At 75.4% G+C, this 14,721-nt stretch carries 14 protein-coding genes; 4 read left to right on the top strand and 10 right to left on the bottom strand.

Annotation, left to right across the window (positions count from 1 at the left end; all coding sequences use genetic code 11):
- Nucleotides 1–181: 181 nt before the first annotated feature.
- Nucleotides 182–754 carry a D-alanyl-D-alanine carboxypeptidase family protein gene (locus ACFTZA_RS10595; protein WP_378193948.1) on the bottom strand — a complete coding sequence of 191 codons (573 nt, stop codon included), beginning with the start codon at nt 752–754 and terminating at the stop codon, nt 182–184.
- 95 nt (nt 755–849) lie between these two features.
- On the bottom strand, nt 850–1,110 hold the full coding sequence (locus ACFTZA_RS10590; protein ID WP_378193945.1) for a metal-sensitive transcriptional regulator: 261 nt from the start codon (nt 1,108–1,110) through the stop codon (nt 850–852).
- A gap of 287 nt (nt 1,111–1,397) precedes the next feature.
- Here ACFTZA_RS10590 and ACFTZA_RS10585 point away from each other — a divergent pair, with 287 nt between their 5' ends.
- A complete protein-coding gene (locus ACFTZA_RS10585; RefSeq protein WP_378193942.1) occupies nt 1,398–3,146 on the top strand; it encodes an FAD-dependent oxidoreductase in 1,749 nt (582 codons plus the stop codon).
- 3 nt (nt 3,147–3,149) lie between these two features.
- Here the strand turns inward: ACFTZA_RS10585 and ACFTZA_RS10580 are convergent, their stop codons facing one another.
- Nucleotides 3,150–3,557, bottom strand: coding sequence for a hypothetical protein (locus tag ACFTZA_RS10580; protein WP_378193939.1), 408 nt, complete (start codon nt 3,555–3,557; stop codon nt 3,150–3,152).
- A gap of 146 nt (nt 3,558–3,703) precedes the next feature.
- Here ACFTZA_RS10580 and ACFTZA_RS10575 point away from each other — a divergent pair, with 146 nt between their 5' ends.
- Genes ACFTZA_RS10575 through ACFTZA_RS10565 form a run of 3 tightly spaced genes read left to right on the top strand, consistent with a single transcriptional unit; the run spans nt 3,704 to nt 6,055 of the window.
- Nucleotides 3,704–4,822 carry an iron-containing redox enzyme family protein gene (locus ACFTZA_RS10575; protein ID WP_378193936.1) on the top strand — a complete coding sequence of 373 codons (1,119 nt, stop codon included), beginning with the start codon at nt 3,704–3,706 and terminating at the stop codon, nt 4,820–4,822.
- Nucleotides 4,815–5,843, top strand: coding sequence for a glycosyltransferase (locus tag ACFTZA_RS10570; protein WP_378193933.1), 1,029 nt, complete (start codon nt 4,815–4,817; stop codon nt 5,841–5,843). Before ACFTZA_RS10575 ends, ACFTZA_RS10570 begins: the two co-directional genes overlap by 8 nt.
- On the top strand, nt 5,840–6,055 hold the full coding sequence (locus ACFTZA_RS10565; protein ID WP_378193930.1) for a CDGSH iron-sulfur domain-containing protein: 216 nt from the start codon (nt 5,840–5,842) through the stop codon (nt 6,053–6,055). Before ACFTZA_RS10570 ends, ACFTZA_RS10565 begins: the two co-directional genes overlap by 4 nt.
- A gap of 37 nt (nt 6,056–6,092) precedes the next feature.
- Here ACFTZA_RS10565 and ACFTZA_RS10560 read toward each other — a convergent pair whose 3' ends face one another.
- From ACFTZA_RS10560 to ACFTZA_RS10530, 7 genes are all read right to left on the bottom strand, one after another.
- Nucleotides 6,093–6,896 (bottom strand): SDR family NAD(P)-dependent oxidoreductase, encoded by an 804-nt coding sequence (locus ACFTZA_RS10560; RefSeq protein ID WP_378193927.1) that lies wholly within the window; start codon nt 6,894–6,896, stop codon nt 6,093–6,095.
- Nucleotides 6,893–7,471 (bottom strand): DUF2231 domain-containing protein, encoded by a 579-nt coding sequence (locus ACFTZA_RS10555; protein WP_378193924.1) that lies wholly within the window; start codon nt 7,469–7,471, stop codon nt 6,893–6,895. Before ACFTZA_RS10555 ends, ACFTZA_RS10560 begins: the two co-directional genes overlap by 4 nt.
- 42 nt (nt 7,472–7,513) lie before the next feature.
- Nucleotides 7,514–7,714 carry a hypothetical protein gene (locus tag ACFTZA_RS10550; protein ID WP_378193921.1) on the bottom strand — a complete coding sequence of 67 codons (201 nt, stop codon included), beginning with the start codon at nt 7,712–7,714 and terminating at the stop codon, nt 7,514–7,516.
- 82 nt (nt 7,715–7,796) lie between these two features.
- Complete coding sequence (locus ACFTZA_RS10545; protein ID WP_378193918.1) at nt 7,797–9,053, bottom strand: arginine deiminase; 1,257 nt, start codon at nt 9,051–9,053, stop codon at nt 7,797–7,799.
- Between the two features lie 44 nt (nt 9,054–9,097).
- Nucleotides 9,098–10,546: a basic amino acid/polyamine antiporter gene (locus ACFTZA_RS10540; protein WP_378193916.1), complete on the bottom strand. Its 1,449-nt coding sequence runs from the start codon at nt 10,544–10,546 to the stop codon at nt 9,098–9,100.
- Between the two features lie 78 nt (nt 10,547–10,624).
- Nucleotides 10,625–12,691 carry an FAD/NAD(P)-binding protein gene (locus tag ACFTZA_RS10535; RefSeq protein WP_378193913.1) on the bottom strand — a complete coding sequence of 689 codons (2,067 nt, stop codon included), beginning with the start codon at nt 12,689–12,691 and terminating at the stop codon, nt 10,625–10,627.
- The gene (locus ACFTZA_RS10530) at nt 12,688–14,718 is read right to left on the bottom strand and encodes a hydantoinase B/oxoprolinase family protein (RefSeq protein WP_378193910.1); all 2,031 of its coding nucleotides are present in this window, start codon (nt 14,716–14,718) and stop codon (nt 12,688–12,690) included. The genes ACFTZA_RS10535 and ACFTZA_RS10530 overlap by 4 nt, the downstream gene beginning before the upstream one ends.
- Nucleotides 14,719–14,721 lie beyond the last annotated feature (3 nt).

Here is a 14,721-nt window from a genome sequence, read left to right as displayed (position 1 = left end):
TGAAAACGAACGCGGTCGGGCGCGCAGCGAACTCTCACCTCAACGGTCGGCTAGCGCAGGCTCCGCGCGCCGCCAGTCCACGTTGTCCCTATCCGGCGGGCAGTGAGTTCGACGCGGTTGAGCGGGCGCCAGTGGCTCCCAGCGGCAGAGACGAGTCGAGGTCCGCGTCGTCGGGACCCGCTCAGATCAGCCCGCCGCGATGGACCCAGTGCCACGGCTCGCGCGGCGTGTCCTCTACGTAGCCGAATCGGCCCGCGTTGGCGCGCATCCAGGTCTGCGCCTGGGCGTCGAGGTCGAGGTCGACGGCGATGCCCCACCCGTGCGGGCTGGTGCCGGGCTCGGCGGCGAGGCCGCCCTGGGTGTACAGGCCCTTGCGCTGGGCGACGTCGACCTGGGCGTCGAAGGAGCGGTAGGAGTCCGTGATCCCGATCGTGACGCCCTCGCGCGCGGCGGCCGCCATGAGCTGCTCGAGCTGCTGCGCGGCGGGGCCCCACATCCGGTGGCCCGTGGTGCCGACCGTCTCCAGCGCGGAGGCGGGCACCTTGCCGTTGCCGTACACCGCGAGCGCGACCGGGACGCCGTCCGCGGACCGGACGTCCGTCGTCGGGCGGGCGCCGGTCGTCGCGATCGCCGCGTCGAGCACCGCGTCGAAGCGCACGGCGTTGCCGGTCGCCGCCGCCGCGGGCCTCGCACCGAGCCCCATCATCGTCTCGATCTCCGTCATCCGCTGGGAGATCGCCGCGATCCCGTGCACGCTGCCCTCCTGCTCTCATCCGTCTCGCGCGGCACCTGCCGCTGCTCGACGTATGCACCGGCGAGCCGCGGCAGCCGAAGGGCGCGCCTGTCCGCTCAGGTCAGGGAGAGGAAGAGCTTCTCGAGGCGCTGGACGTCGGCCGGCCCGTTCTCCTCGTCCGTCAGGCACTGCTTGAGGCCGGACGCGATGATCGCGAACCCGGCGCGGTCGAGCGCCTTCGACACCGCCGAGAGCTGGGTGACGACGTCGGCGCAGTCGCCGCCCTCGTCGACCATGCGCACGACGGCCGCGAGCTGGCCCTGCGCCCGCTTGAGCCGGTTGGAGACCTTCTTCATCTCGTCCTGGTCGAGCTCCATGAGCGTCCCCTCCTCGATCCGCGCCTCAGCGCCCGAACAGCCGGGCGAGCACGGAGGACCCCGACCGCTGGGCGGTGTGCCCTTCGCACCGGTCCTCGCGCGGCACGCCGCGCATCACCTGGTCGACGTGCTGGCCGCACCCCGTCCACGTCGTCTTGCCACACCGCCGGCACGTGACTGCCTGGCACATGGTCGTCCTCCTCGGTCGGTCGTGACGGTACCCGGCGGCGTTCGTGCCGGGGCGCCGATTTCTCGACCACTATACCCCGGGGGGTATTGTGGTCGACATGACGGAGAAGAACTCGCTCAAGGTCGTCGTCGTCGGAGGGGTCGCCGCAGGCATGTCCGCGGCCACGCGCCTGCGCCGCCTGTCGGAGGACGCGGAGATCGTCGTCCTCGAGGCCGGCGAGCACGTCTCGTTCGCGAACTGCGGGCTGCCGTACCACGCGGGCGGCGTCATCGAGGAGCGCGAGGCGCTGCTGCTCCAGACGCCCGCGTCGCTCGCCGCCCGGTTCCGCCTCGACGTCCGCGTCCGCAGCCGCGTGACCGACGTCGACCCGGTGGCGCATCAGGTCACCGTCCGGGACGAGACCACGGGGGAGGCGTACGTCGAGACGTACGACCGCCTCGTCCTCAGCCCCGGCGCCCGTCCCGTCGTCCCGCCGGTGCCCGGGGTCGGGCGGGCGCTCGTGCTGCGGGACGTCGCCGACGTCGACCGTCTCGTCGACGCGATCGCGCACGCGGGGGAGGGCGGCGGCCCGGCCCGCACGGCCGTCGTGATCGGCGCCGGGTTCGTCGGCGTCGAGGTCGCCGACAACCTCGTGCACCGCGGCCTGCACGTGACCCTCGTCGAGCTCGCTGACCAGGTCCTCGCCCCGCTCGACCCGGAGATGGCGGTCCGCGTGCGGCGGGAGCTCGAGGCGCACGGCGTGGACGTGCGCACCTCCGCCCAGGTGACCGCGGTCGGCGCGCGCACGGTCGACCTGGCCGACGCCGCGGGCGACGCCCTCGGCGCCGTCGCGGCCGACCTCGTGGTCGCCGCCGTCGGCGTCCGACCGGACTCCGACCTCGCCGCCCGCGCCGGTGCCCGCACCGACCCGCGCGGCGCGATCGTCGTCGACGAGGACCTGCGCACCACCGTGCCCGACGTGTTCGCCGTCGGCGACGCCGCGACGAAGCTCGACGCGCTCGCCCCCGCCGGCCCCGGCGCCGCGACCACGACGATCCCGCTCGCGAACCTCGCCAACCGGCACGGCCGCCACGTCGCCGACGTGATCCTCGGCAGGGCGCGCCGCGTGCGCCCGTCAGTCGGGACCGCGGTCGTCGGCGTCTTCGGCCTGACCGCCGCGACGGTCGGCCGCAGCGAGAAGCGCCTGCTCGCGGAAGGACGCCCGTACCGCGCGATCCACACCCACCCGCTCCAGCACGCGGGCTACTACCCGGGCGCCGAGCAGATGGCGCTCAAGCTCCTCGTCGACCCGGACACCGACCTCGTCCTCGGCGCGCAGGGCGTCGGGCGCGACGGCGTCGACAAGCGGATCGACGTCGTCGCCACCGCGATGGCCGGCGGGCTGACCGCCTCCGAGCTCGCCGACCTCGAGCTCGCGTACGCACCGGCGTACGGCTCGGCCAAGGACCCGGTGAACATGCTCGGGTACGTGGCCGACAACCTGCGGGCCGGCGAGACGCGGGCCGTGCAATGGCACGAGCTGGACGCACTCGTCGACCAGGGCATCACGCTCGTCGACGTCCGGACGCCCGCCGAGCACGCGCGCGGGACCGTGCGGACGGCGGACGGCCGTGCGGCGCTCAACATGCCGCTCGACGAGCTGCGCGACCGGGCAGCGCGCGACATCCCGGCGGGCGCACCCGTCGTCGTGCACTGCCAGGTGGGGCAGCGCGGGCACACCGCCGCCCGCCTGCTCACCCAGCTCGGCTACGACGTCCGCAACCTCGACGGCGGGTACCTCACCTGGCGCGACGGGACCGCCGCGCGTGCCGCGTCACGGCCGCGGGTCTCGGCGGTGCCCGCCTGACCGTCAGGGGCGTGGCTGGTACGAGGGGTGGTCCTCGATGTCGCCGATCTCCCCTGCCCAGCACGTGACCTGCGCCCACAGGTCGGTATCGCGCAGGTCCCAGCGCTGGTCGCTCGTCATCTCTGCGTAGTATCCCTCGTCCTCGCCGCGCTCGCTCTCGAGCCAGGTACCCAGCGTCTCGGCGGTGCGGACGGCGTAGTCGGGGGCGCCCTCGGGGGTTCCGGTGCTGGAGAGGCTCTCCGCGGCGCGGACGTGGTCCGTGGGATCGCTGGACTCGGCCGACACCCAGTAGGCCTCCATGGCGGTGCAGAACTCGTCGATGCTCGCGTTCGTCGGCGGGCCCGACGCGCACGCCGTGAGGCCGGCGACGAGGACGGCGGTCGGGAGGAGGTGCAGGGCACGTGGACGCATGCCGGCGACGCTAGACAGCCCCGCTGACCTGCGGATGAACGGTCGGTGACGGCGGGACCCCCAGCGGTCGCGAGTCGACGGGACGTCGTCCACCATGACCTCGGCGTCCAGCAGGGGCGCCGACGCTCACGCCACAGGAGCTCCCGATGACGTCGACCACGGTGCGAGGCACCACAGCCCACGACTCCGACGCCGCACCGCGGCAGACGCGCCTGCCGCTCCCGGCCGCGCGCGGTCCGGTGAGCGCGGCCCTGCTCGACGTCCTGACGGTCGGGCCGCCCGCCGACGACGCCGACGCGCGGCTCGCGTCGGTGCGCGACACGCTCGCGACGGCGCTCGCCGCGCACGCACCGGGCGGTCGGGACGTCCTCGACGACGCCGACGTACAGCTCGCGCTCCTTGTCATGTACGAGCTGCACCACCGCGGGGTCGCAGGCGTCGACGACGCGTGGGAGTGGGAGCCCGCCCTCCTCGCGGTGCGCCGGACCGTCGAGCGCCCGTTCGAGGCGGCCGTGCGCGAGCGCGCCGGCACGCCGGGCGGCACCGAGACCGACGCGGCAGGCATCGCCCGGCGCCTGTTCGACCTCGCGGCGTCCGACGACGGACCCAGCCTCTCGCGCTACGTCGCCAAGCGCGCCGACGCCGAGCAGGCGCGCGAGCTGCTCGTCCTCAAGTCGCTGTACCAGCTCAAGGAAGCCGACCCGCACACGTGGGCCATCCCTCGTCTCGCGGGCGCGCCGAAGGCGGCGCTCGTCGAGATCCAGGCCGACGAGTACGGCGGCGGGCAGCCGGGACGGATGCACGCCGAGCTGTTCGCGCGCACGATGCGCGGCGTGGGGCTCGACGACACCTACGGGCGCTACGTGGACGCGGTGCCGACCGTCGTGCTCGTCGCGCTCAACACCATGTCGATGTTCGGCCTGCACCGGCGGCTGCGCGGCGCGATCGTCGGGCACCTCGCGGCGTTCGAGATGACGTCGTCCATCCCCAGCCGGCTGTACGGCAACGGCTTCCGGCGGCTCGGCCACGACGAGGACACGACCGGGTACTTCGACGAGCACGTCGAGGCCGACGCCGTCCACGAGCAGATCGCGGCCCGCGACCTCGCCGGGCGGCTCGTCGAGCAGGAGCCCGGCCTGCGCGACGACGTCCTCCTCGGCGCCGCGGCGTGCCTCGCCGTCGAGGGCGACGTCGCCGCGTACGCGCTCGGCCGGTGGCAGGAGGGCGGCTCGGCGCTGCGCGTGCCGCTCGACGCGCATGTCTGACGCGGTCGGGCGCGACGCGGCCTACGTACTGCCGCTGCGTCGGCACACGGTGGTCGACGAAGAGCTCGCCGAGCTCGCCGGGTACCTGCGCGCCCTCGCCGCCGAGCTGCCCGTCGTGGTCGCCGACGGCTCGCCGCCCGACGTCCGGGCACGCCACACCGTCGCCTGGGGTGCCTGGGTGCGCGTCGTCGACGTGCCGGCCGTGCCGCCGGGCTGCAACGGGAAGGTGGTCGGGGTCGTGTCGGGGCTGGCCGCGACGTCGTCGCCGCGGGTCGTGGTTGCGGACGACGACGTGCGCTACGACCACGCCTCGCTCACCGCCGTGCTCGCCGCGCTCGACCACGCCGACCTCGTCGTGCCGCAGAACGTGTTCGACCCCCTGCCGTGGCACGCCCGCTGGGACACCGCGCGCTCGCTGCTCAACCGGGCGGTCGTCGGGCACGACTACGCCGGCACGGTCGCGCTGCGCCGTGCCGCGCTCCGGGACGCCGGGTACGACGACCACGAGCTCTTCGAGAACCTCGAGCTCGAGCGCACCGTGGCCGCGCGCGGCGGGGTCGTCGCGCACCGGCCCGACCTCGTCGTCGTGCGGCGACCGCCCGACGCACGGCGCTTCGTCGAGCAGCGCGTCCGCCAGGCGTACGACTCGCTGGCCCAGCCCTCACGGCTCGTCGTCGAGCTCGCGCTCGCGCCCCTGCTCGCCGCGGCTGCGCTCGCGTCCGCGAGGCCGGGGGCGGCCCGGCGGTGCGGAGCCGTGGTCCTCGTCGGCCTCCTCGGCGGTGCGGTGCTCCTCGCGGAGGCGGGCCGTCGTCGTGCGGGCGGCGCGGCGCACTTCCCCTCGACCGCGGCGCTGTGGGCGCCCGCCTGGGTCCTGGAGCGCGCGGTCTGCGCGTGGGCCGCCCTCGCCTGGTGGGCGCTGGGCGGGGTGCCGTACGCGGGCACGCGCCTGCGACGCGCCGCCCACTCGGTCCGCGAGCTCCGGCGTGAGACGTCCCCCACGACGACGGAGGTGGCACCGTGACCGGACGCGACGTCGAGGTGCAGGTGACCGCGTGCCCCGACGGGCCGCTGCTCGTGCGCGGGCCGGCGCGGATCGTGGACGCCGACGGCCGCGAGATCGAGAAGCACCGGTCCACCGTGGCGCTGTGCCGGTGCGGTGGCACCGCCATCCCGCCGTGGTGCGACGGGACGCACAAGGTCAACGGCTACCGCAGCGGCGACGGCGCGGACTGACCCGCGCGCCGTCTCGAGCCCGGCGTGCCCGGTCGGGTCAGTGCTTGCCGGGGGCGTAGAACCAGCCGTGGAACGCGGTGCGCGCCGGCTGCGGCAGCACGCGCGCGAGCACGAGCATCGTCTTCGCGACGACACCCGTGGCCACCTCGGCCTGCCCGCGCTCGAGCGCGTCGACGGCGAGGTGCGCGACGTGCGCCGGCCGCGACTTCGGGGACCGGCCGATGTGCGTGCGCCGCATCTCGGCCTCCCGGAAGAAGTCGGTGCTCGTCGGTCCGGGCAGCAGCGTCGTCACCGTCACGCCGCTGCCCGCGAGCTCGCCGCGCAACGACCAGGCGAACGAGCGCAGGAACGCCTTCGACGCGGCGTAGGTGCCGAGCAGGGGAGCGGGCATCGTCGCGGCGACGGACGACGTCACGAGCACCCGGCCGCGCCCGCGTGCGAGCAGGTCCGGCAGCACGAGGTGGGTGAGGTGCACGACGGACCGCACGTTGAGGTCGACGAGACGGAGCTCGTCCTCCAGCGGGCTCCGCGAGAACGGGCCGTGCACGCCGACCCCCGCGTTGAGCACGTACGTGCCGACGTTCATCTCCCGCGCGCGGGTCGCCGTGCGCTCCACGCCCTCGGGCGTCGTCAGGTCGACCTCCAGCCCGGCCACCTGGCCGGGGCCGTCCTCGCGCAGCCGCCGCACCGCGTCGTCCAGCCCCGTGTCCGCGACGACGAGCAGGTCGTGCCCGCGGCGCGCGAGCTCGCGCGCGATCGCGAGGCCGATGCCGCGCGACGCTCCCGTCACCAGCGCGACGTCGCGGTCCTCGACGCGGCCGTACGAGCCGGGCACGGTCACGCCGTCTCCGACGCGGAGCTCGTGCCGTGGCCGAGCGCGACGTCGGCGGGCGGCTCGCGCAGCGCCTGGGCGATGTGCCCGCCGAGGTACGCGCTCGCGCCGGCCACGCCGTACGCGAGGAGCCCGACGGCGGCGCCCGCGCCCCGCCGGCCACCCCGCCGGAGCAGCCACGACGCCCCGTACAGCACGGTCACGCCCGAGTTCAGCGCCGCGTGCACCGACCCGACGCGGCGGGCCCTGCGGTCCACGGCGAGATAGTCGGCGAGGCCGGTGAGGACCGTGGGCACGGTCGCGAGGAGACCGAGCCCGACGAGCCGCTGCGCGGCGGGTGCGCTGCGCTGACCGCCCGCGACGTCGAGCACGGCAGCGCTCGTCCACAGGCCGACGGGGACGTCGGTGAGCGTCGAGTGCAGCGCGTGACCGAGCGTGCGGCCGTGCAGCTCGTCGCGCAGGCGACCCTCGCCCGGCACGACGGCGAGCGCGACACCGCGGACGGCGCTCGACAGGCCGTCGAGCGCGGACGACTCCTCGAGCGCGCGCGCGGCGCGCAGCAGGACGGGGGTGCTGGAGGTCATGGCTCTCCTGGGGGTGTGAGGGGGGAGGCTGGGCAGGGGGCGTCACCCGGCGTCGAAGCGGTCCTCGCCCTCGAGGTCCGGGTCGTCCACCGGCTGCTCGCCGGGGACCGTCTGCGTGGTGCTCGGGTTCCCCGAGCCACCGGGCGGGACCTGCTCGGAACCGGTGTCCTGGCGCGTCTCGTCCCCGTCGGCGTGCTCGCCGCTCCGGTCGGCCGGGTCCTGCTGCGTCGTGCGATCGGACATGGCGTCCTCCCGTCGTGGGTCGGTGGACCCCCAGCCTGAGCCCCGCAGCCGGCGCTCGCACGCGCGACCGCGGGACGAGCCGTCAGTCCAGCGGGTCCCGGGCGATCGGGCACGTCATGCAGTGCCCGCCACCGCGGCCGCGCCCGAGCTCCGCCCCGACGATCGTGACGACCTCCACGCCCGCCCGGCGCAGGGCCGCGTTCGTCAGCGTGTTGCGGTCGTACGTGAACACGACGCCGGGCTCCAGCGCGACGGCGTTGTTGCCGGAGTCCCACTGCTGCCGCTCGGACGCGTAGACGTCGCCCGCGGTCTCCACGACGCGGAGGCGGGGGAGACCCATCGCGCGCGCGACGACGTCGACGAACGGCGTGCCGCCCTCGTCGCTCACGGACACCCCGGGCGCCCGGTCCGAGTGACGCAGGACGAACGGGTGGATGCCGTCGACGATGTTCGGGTGCACGGTGACGAGGTCCCGGTCGGCGAACGTCAGCACCGTGTCGAGGTGCATGGCGGCCCGCAGCCGGGGCATCCCCGCCACGACGACCTGCTCGACCGCCCCGGCGTCGAACAACGTCCGCGCGAGCTGGGTGACGGCCTGGCGCGACGTCCGCTCGCTCATCCCGACGAGCAGGACCCCGTTGCCGACGGGCATGACGTCGCCGCCCTCGATCGTCGCCTGCCCCCAGTCCTGCTCCGGGTCGCCCCACCACACGGTCGACTCCCGGTACTCCGGGTGGAACGAGTAGATCGCCTTCATGAGCAGCGTCTCGTCCTTGCGCGCCGGCCAGTACAGCGGGTTGAGCGTGAGCCCGCCGTAGACCCAGCACGTGGTGTCCCGCGTGTACAGGGTGTTGGGCAGCGGCGGGAGCAGGTACTCGCGGGCATCGGGCGTCTCGCGAGCCAGCGAGACGTAGTCGGTACGGTAGTCGTCCGGCAGGTCGGCGGTCCCCAGCCCGCCGATGAGGACCTCGGCGAGCGCCCGGTCGGGCAGCGTGTCGAGGTAGGCACGCGTGCCGTCCACCAGTCCCATGCCCACCCGGTTCGCCACGACCTTGCGGTCGAGCAGCCAGGCCCGCGCGTCCGGGATCGCCATCGTCTGCGCGAGCAAGTCGTGCAGCTCGACGACCTCGACGCCGCGGTTGCGCATCTTGTTGACGAAGTCGAGATGGTCGCGCTGGGCGGCCTCGACCCACATGACGTCGTCGAACAACAGGTCGTCGGAGTTCGTCGGCGTGAGCCGCTCGTGCGCGAGCCCGGGCGAGCAGACCAGCACCTTGCGCAGCCGGCCCACCTCCGAGTGGACGCCGTGCCGGACGGTCGGGGAGGCGGGGACGCTCATGGGGACGCACCTTTCGTCGACGGGACGAGGAACGGCTTACGGCTTCACAGGGAGATCCAGCCCGCGCTCAGGCCGACCACACCGGCCAGGGCGACGAGCACGACCACGACGAACGCGAGGAGCTCCGCCGGGCGGAAGACCTGGCGGCCCTGCTCGCGCCGCGTCATGACGAACAGGACGGTCAGCGGGGCGTACACGATGAAGGAGATGAGCAGCAGGTCGAGGCCTGCGGCGAACAGCAGGAACGCGGTGTAGGCCGTGGCCAGCACTGCGACGACGAGGTCGCCGCGCAGCGTGGACGACGACGCGCCGTCGTACGTCTCCCGGGTCACCCGGAGCCGGACCGCGTAGGCGGCGGCGAGCAGGTACGGGATCAGGCTCGTCACGGCCGTGAGGTCGAGCGCGAAGTCGAACGCGTCCTCGGAGAAGTAGGTCACCACGAGCACGACCTGCGACAGGGTCGTGCTGAGCAGCAGCGCGTTCACGGGCACGTCGCGGTCGGTCTGCCGGGTGAGGAAGCGGGGCATGTCGCGGTCCTTGGCCGCGACGAAGAGCACCTCGGCCGCCATGAGGGTCCACGCGAGGTACGCGCCCAGCACGGAGACGATCAGGCCGGCCGCCACGAACGTGCTGCCCCACTCGCCGACGGCGGCGCCGAGCACCTCCGCCATCGACGGCTGGCGCAGCTCCGCGATCTGGGCCATCGGCAGGACGCCGTACGACACGATCGTCACCGACGCGAAGATCGCCAGGACGCTCGAGAAGCCGAGGATGGTGGCCCGCCCGACGTCCTCACGACGCCGGGCGTGCCGGGAGTACACGCTCGCGCCCTCGACGCCGAGGAACACGAACACCGTGACCAGCATGGTCCCGCGCACCTGGTCGAACAGGGAGCCGGTGTAGTCCGCGCCACGCATGTTCTCGGCGAACACCGCGGGGTCGAGGACGAGCAGCGCGAGGAGGACGAACACGAGGATCGGGACGAGCTTGGCGACGGTGACGACCCGGTTGATCGCCGTCGCCTCCTTGATGCCGCGCCGCACCAGCAGGAAGAAGAGCCACAGCCCGACCGAGGAGAGCACCACGGCGAGCACCGTGTCGCCGGCGCCCAGGGCCGGGAACCACGCCCCGAGCGTGGACATGATGAGCACCCAGTACGTCACGTTGCCCACGCACGCGCTCGCCCAGTACCCCGCCGCGGAGAAGAAGCCGGTGAACTCGCCGAAACCCGCCTTGGCGTACGCGTAGACGCCGGCGTCGAGCTCGGGCTTGCGGACGGCGAGCCGCTGGAACACGAGGGCGAGCGTGAACATCCCGGCGCCCGCGACGGCCCACGCGATGAGCGCACCGAGCACGCCGGTCTCCTGCGCGAAGCGGCGCGGCAGGGAGAAGACGCCGGCACCGACCATCGACCCCACGACCATCGACGTGAGCGTGAGGAGCGAGACCTTCGCCGTGCGGCTCGTGGAGGTCGAGGTGCTGTCCTGCGCCATGCTCCGAGTCCCGTCTCGCGTGATCGGGTCGACGGCCGACGAGCGCCGCCCTGGCGTGCGACTTCTCCCGCGATGCTCTCAGCAGGGCCCCGGTCGTGCACGCGGACGCAGCCGCGTGTCCTCCGCCCGGTCGGGTCCCGGGCCGAGGCCGCCCGCGCCGCTGCTCATGATGCGACGCGCCGCCACGTCCGCACCCGCGAGGAGCGGCGACGGCACGCCGGGGCTCGCGCCGATGGCGGAGCCGCGCTGCACGGCCTCGGCGGGGATGCCGAGCACGACGACGCGGCCGTCGACGGCACCGCGGGCGTCCACGAGCGCGAACCCGTCGGGTGTCACGTCGAGGCTCTCGGACGGCACGGTGCCGCCGGCCGCGGTGGGCAGCGGGTGCCGTCGTGCGCGGCCGGAGCCGAGCAGGGCACGCAGGAGGGGGTCGTCCGTCGGCCCCACCGCCCCGCGCGACATGCGGGTCTCGACGAACGCCCTGGTCCGCACAGGTCCCCGCACGAGGCTGCGGGCGACGAAGGCGCCGTCCTCGACGTCGACCCGGGTGTCCTCGCCCAGGAGCTCCACGACGCCCGCGCGCACGAGCGCGAGGAGCTGGGCGGTGCGGCGCGGCGGCGGCCCGGACGCGAGCGCGAGGCCGAGCGGCGTGAGGAAGCCCTCGCCGAAGTCCTCCAGCGACGCTCCGTCGACGGCCCCGGACCGGACCAGCCGCGCGACCTCGCCGCGCAGCGTCTCCATCGCCCGGTTGACGCGGGCGCGCGGCGACGTGAGCGGCGAGGACACCGACTCCTGCTCGTCGCGCGCCCAGCGCCGGACCCACGCCGGCCAGCCCGCGGCGTCGAGGAGAGGCGGGCGGTCGGCGCGGGCGGGGTCGAACGCGTCCGCGGGGTCGTGCACGAGGTCGGCGGCCACGCGGGCGACGTCGTCGGTCGTGGCCAGGCGCCCGACGACCTCGGCGACGCCGACGCCGTCCCGCAGGGCCGACGGCCGGTGCTCGGCCAGCGCGGTCAGGTGCGCGAGCGCGAGCTCGGCCGCGAGGAGCGGCCACACGTCGCGCGCGAGGTCGAGCACGGGGCGTCCGTCCGCCCGCGCGGGGAGCGCGTCGAAGCGTGCGCGGGTCGCGATCCGCGCCCGGTACGGGGCGGGCAGGCCGTCGGCGAGCGCACCCTTGCCCCGGTACGGCAGCCCGCGCCGCGAGCCCGCGAGCAGGTGCGGCTCGGCACCGCTCGGGACGTACCGCAGCGCGTCGCCGGCGTGGGCGCCGTCGGCCCCGCCGTCGTCGCACGACCGCCCGGCCGCGTCGTGCGGCTCGCCGGTGCGCGCGTCGAGGAAGCGTCCGCCGCGCCCCACGGTGAGCAGCGCGAGGACGTCGAAGAAGTTGGCGCCCAGGCCGGCGACGAGCACGTCCTCGCGCGCGGGGACCGCGTCCCAGTCGCGCTCGGCGGGCATCCCCGGCTCGACGTACACGAGCCCGTGCGTGCGGGCGGCCGCCGCGAACGCCTCCGTCCGTGGGGACCGCCGGGACTGGACCATGCCCTGCGCGAGCACGACGACGGGCGCCTCGAGCGTCGCGGCTGTCGTGGCGGAGGAGCCCGGGCCGGCCGGTCCGGGCGCCAGCACGACCTCGCGCACGCCGGGCCGGGGCGCGCGCACGTCCACGGCCGTCCCGTGGACGGGCACCACCTCGATGCTCCCGCGTCGCGCGGCCTCGGCGAGCTGGTCGCGGTAGTAGTCGCCCTGGAGCCGCCGGGAGGGGTAGGAGCCGGGGCCGACGCGGCGGACCTCGTCACCCGGTCCGGCGGCCGGGGCCGCGGCACGTGCCCAGTCGACGAGGTCGGGTCCCGCGACGACGGGCCCCGTCATGGGCGTCGAGGCGTCGGCGTGCGCGGTCGTGCGCGCCGCCCACGTGTTGTTGAGCAGGAGCGGGGACTGGTCCGTCCGCCACGTCGCGCCTGCGCCGACCTCGACGCGGTCGACGACGGCGACGCGCAGCACCGGCAGCGACGGGTCCGGCGCCGAGCCCCACGGCACGCCCGGGCGGCGTCGGGCCGCGAGGCGCGCCACGACGGCGACGGCGCGCGGCCCTCCGCCCACGACGACCGCGTCGAGGGGCGGTCGGCCGCCCGCCGCACCGCCCGTCATGCGGGCGACGTCACCCCGGCGCCCGCGTCCGCCGTGGCGGGCGCCCCGAGCGTGGCGACCGAGTCGGCGAACGCCCGCGCTGCCGCGTCGAGCTCGGCGTCGTCGGCGGACGTGGCCGGGAACCGGTGCGGGAGGTCGGCGAGGACGCCGGCGTAGGTCTCGCGGCGGCGTGCCGCGCGCACGGTCGTGGGCAGCATCCGCAGGTGCCGGTCGAGCCGGTCGGCGAGCACGCTCGGGAAGACGCGCTCCCAGCGTCCGCGCTCCGGCCCGAGCGCGTGCGTCGCCGGGTCCGCGGGCACCACGGCCCGGCCCGCGCGCTCCGCCCCGGTGGCGGACTCGTCGACCGCGCCGTCGCGCACGACGACGCCGTAGGCCTCGAGCGCGTGCCCCGGCGACACGAGGCCCGCCGCCACGTCGGCGAGCACCGCCTGCGGGTCCCGCAGGAGCGGGTCGCCGTACCCGCCCGCGCCGGACGTGCGCAGCACGACGCGGTCTCCCGCGCGCAGCGGGTGCACGTCGACGACGGACAGCCGCCGCTCGTCCGCGCGGCCCGCGTTGACGACGAGCTCGGTGAGCGCGCCGGGGCGGCCGCCCGCGAAGCCCCACGGGCGGAAGCGCAGGCGCTCGAGCCCGCGTGCGAGGAGCGAGCCGTCGGTCAGCGCCTCGAACTCGAGCTCGAGGCCGCTCCCGCCGCGCCAGCGCCCGGCGCCGCCCGAGTCGGTGCGCAGGGCGTAGCGCAGCACGCGCACGGCGACGTTCGCCTCGACGGTCTCCACGGGGTTGTTCGACAGGTTGGAGATGCCGGAGTCGCGGCCGTCGGCACCGTCCGCGCCGTGGCGCGCGCCGGTGCCGCCGACCATCGGCTCGACGACGTCCACGCGGGACCCGTCGGCCGCCGCGAAGACGACCGGCACGACGAGACCGCTCGACGCGGCGGGCAGCACCTCGGGCGCCGCCTGGACGAGCGCGCCCGAGACCACGTCGTTGACGCGCGACGTCGTCGCGTGCCGCACGCCCGTCGCGGCGGTCCCCGTCGCGTTGAGCAGCGTGCCCTCGGGAGCGGTGAAGCCGATGACGTCCATGAGCCCGCCGTTGAGCGGGACGGCCGGGTCGAGCGTGCCGACGATCGCGAACAACCGCGTCACGACCCAGGAGTGGGCCTTCCCGAACGTCACCATGTTCAGCGCGGCCTCGACCTGCGGGTCGGTACCGGTGAGGTCGAGGTGGACCGTGCCGTCGGCCACCGTGGCGGTCACGACGACGCGCAGCGGGACGTCGCTCACGCCGTCGTTGTCGAGGAAGTCCTCGAACCGGTAGGTGCCGTCGGCGAGCGTGCGCAGCGCGGCCCGGGCGCGGGCGGCGCTCTGGTCGCGGGCGAACCGGCCGACGTCCGCGAGCCCGGCCGCCCCGACGCCCGCGGTCAGCTCGGCCACCCGGCGTCGCCCCGTGTCGAGCGCGGCGAGCATCGCGTGCAGGTCGCCGCGGTTCGCCTCGGGCGTGCGGGAGTTCGCCGCGAGGATCGCCTCGACCTCGGGCACGACCGTCCCGCCGCGCACGTACCGCACCGGCGGCACGCGCAGCCCCTCCGCGAACACGGAGTCGTTGAGGACGCTCACCGACGACGGGACGCGCCCGCCGACGTCGGACACGTGGACGAACGCCCACCCGTAGCCCACGAGCTCGTCGCCGTCGAAGTACGGGGCGATCGCGTGGACGTCGGGCAGGTGCGTGGACAGGCCGCCGGACAGGTACGGGTCGTTCGTCAGCACGACGTCGCCCGGCGCGAGCGGGCCGCCCGCGGTCGCCGCCTCGATCGCCGGCGTGAGGTCGAGGCCGACGAAGCCCGAGACGCCGACGTCCTGCGGGTAGGCGACGAACCGGCCCGACAGGTCCGCGACGGCGCACGCGAAGTCCGCGGCGTCGCGCACGTACAGGCTCCGGCTCGCCCGGCGCAGCGTCAGGCACATCTCCTCGACCGCGGCCTGCAGCCGCGTGTGGGCGACGTCCTTCTCGACCGTCGTCAGCACGGC

It is taken from the genome of Cellulosimicrobium sp. NPDC057127, assembly GCF_042670945.1.
Taxonomy (GTDB): domain Bacteria; phylum Actinomycetota; class Actinomycetes; order Actinomycetales; family Cellulomonadaceae; genus Cellulosimicrobium.
This window is presented reverse-complemented; position numbering and strand designations above follow the sequence as displayed.

Bases quoted from the DNA above. Each gene is read 5' to 3' on its own strand.
- ACFTZA_RS10545 (WP_378193918.1), bottom strand. From the start codon at position 9,053: ATGAGCGTCCCCGCCTCCCCGACCGTCCGGCACGGCGTCCACTCGGAG.
- ACFTZA_RS10585 (WP_378193942.1), top strand. From the start codon at position 1,398: ATGACGGAGAAGAACTCGCTCAAGGTCGTCGTCGTCGGAGGGGTCGCC.
- ACFTZA_RS10550 (WP_378193921.1), bottom strand. From the start codon at position 7,714: ATGTCCGATCGCACGACGCAGCAGGACCCGGCCGACCGGAGCGGCGAG.
- ACFTZA_RS10575 (WP_378193936.1), top strand. From the start codon at position 3,704: ATGACGTCGACCACGGTGCGAGGCACCACAGCCCACGACTCCGACGCC.
- ACFTZA_RS10540 (WP_378193916.1), bottom strand. From the start codon at position 10,546: ATGGCGCAGGACAGCACCTCGACCTCCACGAGCCGCACGGCGAAGGTC.
- ACFTZA_RS10535 (WP_378193913.1), bottom strand. From the start codon at position 12,691: ATGACGGGCGGTGCGGCGGGCGGCCGACCGCCCCTCGACGCGGTCGTC.
- ACFTZA_RS10580 (WP_378193939.1), bottom strand. From the start codon at position 3,557: ATGCGTCCACGTGCCCTGCACCTCCTCCCGACCGCCGTCCTCGTCGCC.
- ACFTZA_RS10555 (WP_378193924.1), bottom strand. From the start codon at position 7,471: ATGACCTCCAGCACCCCCGTCCTGCTGCGCGCCGCGCGCGCGCTCGAG.
- ACFTZA_RS10590 (WP_378193945.1), bottom strand. From the start codon at position 1,110: ATGGAGCTCGACCAGGACGAGATGAAGAAGGTCTCCAACCGGCTCAAG.
- ACFTZA_RS10570 (WP_378193933.1), top strand. From the start codon at position 4,815: ATGTCTGACGCGGTCGGGCGCGACGCGGCCTACGTACTGCCGCTGCGT.